Origin of the sequence: Oerskovia sp. NPDC060287 (genome assembly GCF_042726775.1) — a bacterium.
Classification (GTDB): domain Bacteria; phylum Actinomycetota; class Actinomycetes; order Actinomycetales; family Cellulomonadaceae; genus Oerskovia; species Oerskovia merdavium.
The window spans coordinates 1-3,844 of record NZ_JBHXBO010000323.1 but is presented as its reverse complement, the minus strand read 5'-3'; the positions used below and the strand labels follow the sequence as shown (position 1 = coordinate 3,844).

Genomic DNA, 3,844 nt, shown 5'->3' with positions numbered 1-3,844 from the left:
CTCCCGGAGAGGTCACCCCGCGCACCGGATCAGCTCAGGCCGAGGTCCTTGTAGGCCTGGACTGCCTTGTCCCACGACGCCTGGGCGTCAGCGGTCTTCTCGACGTCGACGCGCTTGATGGCGTCCTGGACCGTCTGGTGGATCGCGAAGTAGTTCGCGCCCTTGAACGGGGCCCCGTCGATCGCGAGCGCACGGTTGACGAAGATCGTGCCGACCGGTGCGTCGTTGAAGAACTCGTTGGTGAAGGTCTGCACGGCCTCGGACTCCTGCGCCTCGATCTGCGAGGGGAAGGTGCCGGCGTTGGTGAACGCCGTGGTCTGCTGCGCGGGGTCGGTCAGCCAGGCGGCGAGCTCCTTGGCGGCGTCGGCGTTCTTGCCCGACGCGGGCACCGTGAGGAACGATCCGCCCCAGTTGAGGCCGCCACCGGGGAAGACGTCAGCGACGTTCCAGCCGGTCACGCCGCCCGAGCGCTCCTCGACCGGGCCGGTCATCCACGCGGGGCAGATCATCGTGGCGAAGCCGTTGTTCTGGAACGCGGCGTCCCAGTCGGCGCTCCACTGCTCAAGACCTGCGGAGAGGCCGTTGGTGGCCGACTGCTCGACGACCGTGTTGTAGATGTCCTGGATCGCGGTGTTGGTCGCGAGGTCCTTGGGCGTGCCGTCGGACTCCTCGTAGGCGTTGTCGATCTGGTTGACCATGCCCTGGGAGATCGACATCGCGCTGTCGTACCAGGCGGCGTCGCTCGCTGCGGCGAAGGTGGCGCCTGCGGCGAAGTAGTCGTCCCACGTCGCGTCGGCCCCGCCGAGCAGCTCGGCGACCGCTGCCGGGTCGGTCGGGAGGCCCGCGGCCTCGAAGAGGTCCTGGCGGTAGCAGATCGCGCTCGGGCCGATGTCGGTGCCGTAGCCGATGACCTTGCCGTCGGTGGTCGTGGCCTGCTGGACCTTCCAGTCGACCCAGCGGCCGTCGAGCGACGCGTCGGTCAGGTCGGTGAAGAGGTCGGGGTACTGCATGAGCTCGGGGAGCCAGTCGACCTCGATGGCTTCGATGTCGGCCAGGCCGTCGCCACCGGCGGCGAGCTTGGTCGTGAGGTTGGTGCGTGCGTCCTCGGACTTCGCGGCCTTGGTCTGCTTGACCGTGACGTTGGGGTGCTCGGCGGTGTAGGCCGCGAGGAGCTCGTCGGTGTAGCCGAAGTCGTTGAACGTGGCGACGGTGAGGGTGATCTTCTCGCCGTCGGCGGACCCGCTGCTGTCGTCCGACGAGCCGGAGCCCGAGGAGCAGGCGGTCAGGGTGAGGGTGAGGGCCGCGAGTCCTGCGACGGCGGCGGTTGCCGTGCGGGTGCGGGTCGGACGGGTGCTGCTCAGCACGATGACTCCCTTGTCGGTGATCGGCGTGGCAGCGCTCCCACGGTCAGGGGTGGTAGCGCTCCCACGAAGTGCCACGATGGTGGCCCGCCGGTTCTGGAGATGTCAACCTCGCGACGTGACAATCCGTCGTGGAAACGCTCCCATGAGTGTATCTGTGCAGGTCAGAGCGATATGGTCACGATGGTCGTTCCTCAATCGTTATTGGTTCCCGACCGCCTGGAAAGTAAGTTGGACGGCCGTTCAGCTCCGCTCGCAGTGCTGGCCGGCGGACGATCGCGGGGAGCTCAGGGGGCCGTGAGCCACTCCACGCCGGCCTGCTCCTCCGACGCCAGGGTCGTGCGGACAGCACCCGCCGCGGCCTCCTCGACGGCCGCCGCGAACAGGGGGACCGTGGCCTTGAGCTCGCCGTCGTACGAGTGCCGCGTGCCGCCGTCGGGCAGGGCCTCGAGCGTGACTGTGCCGGTCATGCGCACGGGCGCCCCCGTGATCTCGAGCGAGACCGTCCCGCGCCGGACGTCGCCGTCGGCGGGCTCCCACACCTCTGCCTGGCGGACCTCGAGCGCGTTGCCCACGAACGCGCGCAGGTGACCCGGGATCTGGTCCGTGGGCAGCGTGCGCCGCACGACCACCGAGAAGCCCTCGTCGATCGAGCCCGTCACGTCCGCGAGCTCCACGAGGGCCTGAGAGCCGCCCGTGCGCTGTGCGCGCCACCGGACGAAGGCCTCGCTCGCGAGCATCCGGGTGACCTCGTCGAGACCGGCGGGGTAGTGCAGATCGACGCTCAGGTGCACAGGTTCTCCTCGGGACGTGCTGACCGGCGCGCAGGGTGCGCCAGGGAGACCGACTCTACCGAAGGAGAGGCCCCGATCCCGTGAAGACGCCCACGGATGCGTACGCTGGGGCTCGTGTCTGCCATGAGTGACTTGATCTCCCGCCACGCCGAGCTGTCGCCTGCCGACAACGAATGGCTGCACCTGCTCGTCGGCGACTGGCAGGTGGTCTCCGACCTGGCCTTCGCGGACCTCGTCCTGTGGCTCCCCACCGACGACGGCAGCTTCGTCGCCGTCGCGCAGTGCCGGCCCAGCACGGGCGCAACGGTCCACTACGACGACATCGTGGGCTCGACCGCGCCCGAGGGCCAGCGGCCCCAGCTCGAGCGCGCCCTGTCCGAGGCCCGGTCGCAGCGCTCGCGCGAGCCGCGCTGGTTCGGGGCGTACGCGGTCCGTGAGGAGGCCATTCCGGTCGTCCACAACGGGCACGCGATCGCCGTCGTCGCGCGCCAGACGAACCTCGGGAGCGGGCGCACGCCCAGTCGGCTCGAGCTCAACTACGTCGAGGCCGCCGACGACCTCATCGCGATGATCTCCCGTGGCGAGTTCCCGGCCCCCAACGCGGCGACCGGCCCCCGCCGTGGTGCACCCCGCGTGGGCGACGGCCTGATCCGGCTCAACTCCGAGGGCGAGGTCCTCTACGCGAGCCCCAACGCCCTGAGCTGCTTCCACCGTCTCGGCGTGATCGGGCCGCTCGTGGGCCGCTCGCTCATCGAGGTCACGACCGACCTGATCGAGCACCAGACGCCCGTCGACGAGTCCCTGCCGCTCGTGGTCATGGGGCGCGCCCCGTGGCGCACCGACATCGAGGCCCGCGGGGTCGCGCTCTCGTTGCGTGCCCTGCCGCTCACCGAGTCGGGGCAGCGGATCGGTGCGGTGCTGCTGTGCCGTGACGTGTCCGAGCTGCGTCGCCGCGAGCGCGAGCTCATCACCAAGGACGCGACGATCCGCGAGATCCACCACCGGGTCAAGAACAACCTGCAGACCGTCGCCGCCCTGCTGCGCCTCCAGGCGCGCCGCATGGACGTGCCCGAGGCGCGTGCGGCACTCGAGGAGGCCATGCGCCGCGTCGCGACCATCGCGCTGGTCCACGAGAGCCTCTCGCAGACCCTCGACGAGGAGGTCGAGTTCGACGACATGGGTGGGCGCGCGCTGCGTCTCGCCGCGGACGTCGCCTCGGCCGACACCAAGGTCCGTACGGTCCAGACCGGGAGCTTCGGGCTGGTGCCCGCGGAGGACGCCACGCCGCTCGCGCTCGTCCTCACCGAGCTCGTGACCAACGCGGTCGAGCACGGCTTCGCGAACCGGACGAACGGTACGGTCGAGATCGACGCGCAGCGCGACGGGTCGGCGCTGCGGATCATCGTCGCCGACGACGGGGTGGGCATGCCCGTGCCGGGCACCGAGCCCTCGGAGAAGCCCAAGAAGAGCGGTCTGGGCTCGCAGATCGTCGCGACCCTCGTGTCCAACGAGCTGGGCGGGACCATCGAGTGGTCGGATCGTCCGGGCGGCGGGACCCAGGTCGTGCTGCAGCTCGTCCTGCGTGACGGCGGGGGCTCCCGTCAGGGATGACGAGGGCCTCGACGGAGAGGATCCAGAACGCCGACAATTCTCTTCCGAAGGCAAACATAAAGGGCCGTCACCAGCAGG

At 70.1% G+C, this 3,844-nt stretch carries 3 protein-coding genes; 1 reads left to right on the top strand and 2 read right to left on the bottom strand.

The window, feature by feature from the left end:
* Positions 1–29 precede the first annotated feature (29 nt).
* Positions 30–1,364: an extracellular solute-binding protein gene (locus ACFWFR_RS18255; RefSeq protein ID WP_191800199.1), complete on the bottom strand. Its 1,335-nt coding sequence runs from the start codon at positions 1,362–1,364 to the stop codon at positions 30–32.
* A 284-nt stretch (positions 1,365–1,648) separates the two neighbouring features.
* A complete protein-coding gene (locus ACFWFR_RS18250) occupies positions 1,649–2,155 on the bottom strand; it encodes a DUF2505 domain-containing protein (protein ID WP_191800197.1) in 507 nt (168 codons plus the stop codon).
* A gap of 123 nt (positions 2,156–2,278) precedes the next feature.
* Here ACFWFR_RS18250 and ACFWFR_RS18245 point away from each other — a divergent pair, with 123 nt between their 5' ends.
* The gene (locus ACFWFR_RS18245) at positions 2,279–3,766 is read left to right on the top strand and encodes a sensor histidine kinase (RefSeq protein WP_377624012.1); all 1,488 of its coding nucleotides are present in this window, start codon (positions 2,279–2,281) and stop codon (positions 3,764–3,766) included.
* The last annotated feature ends 78 nt before the right edge of the window (positions 3,767–3,844 follow it).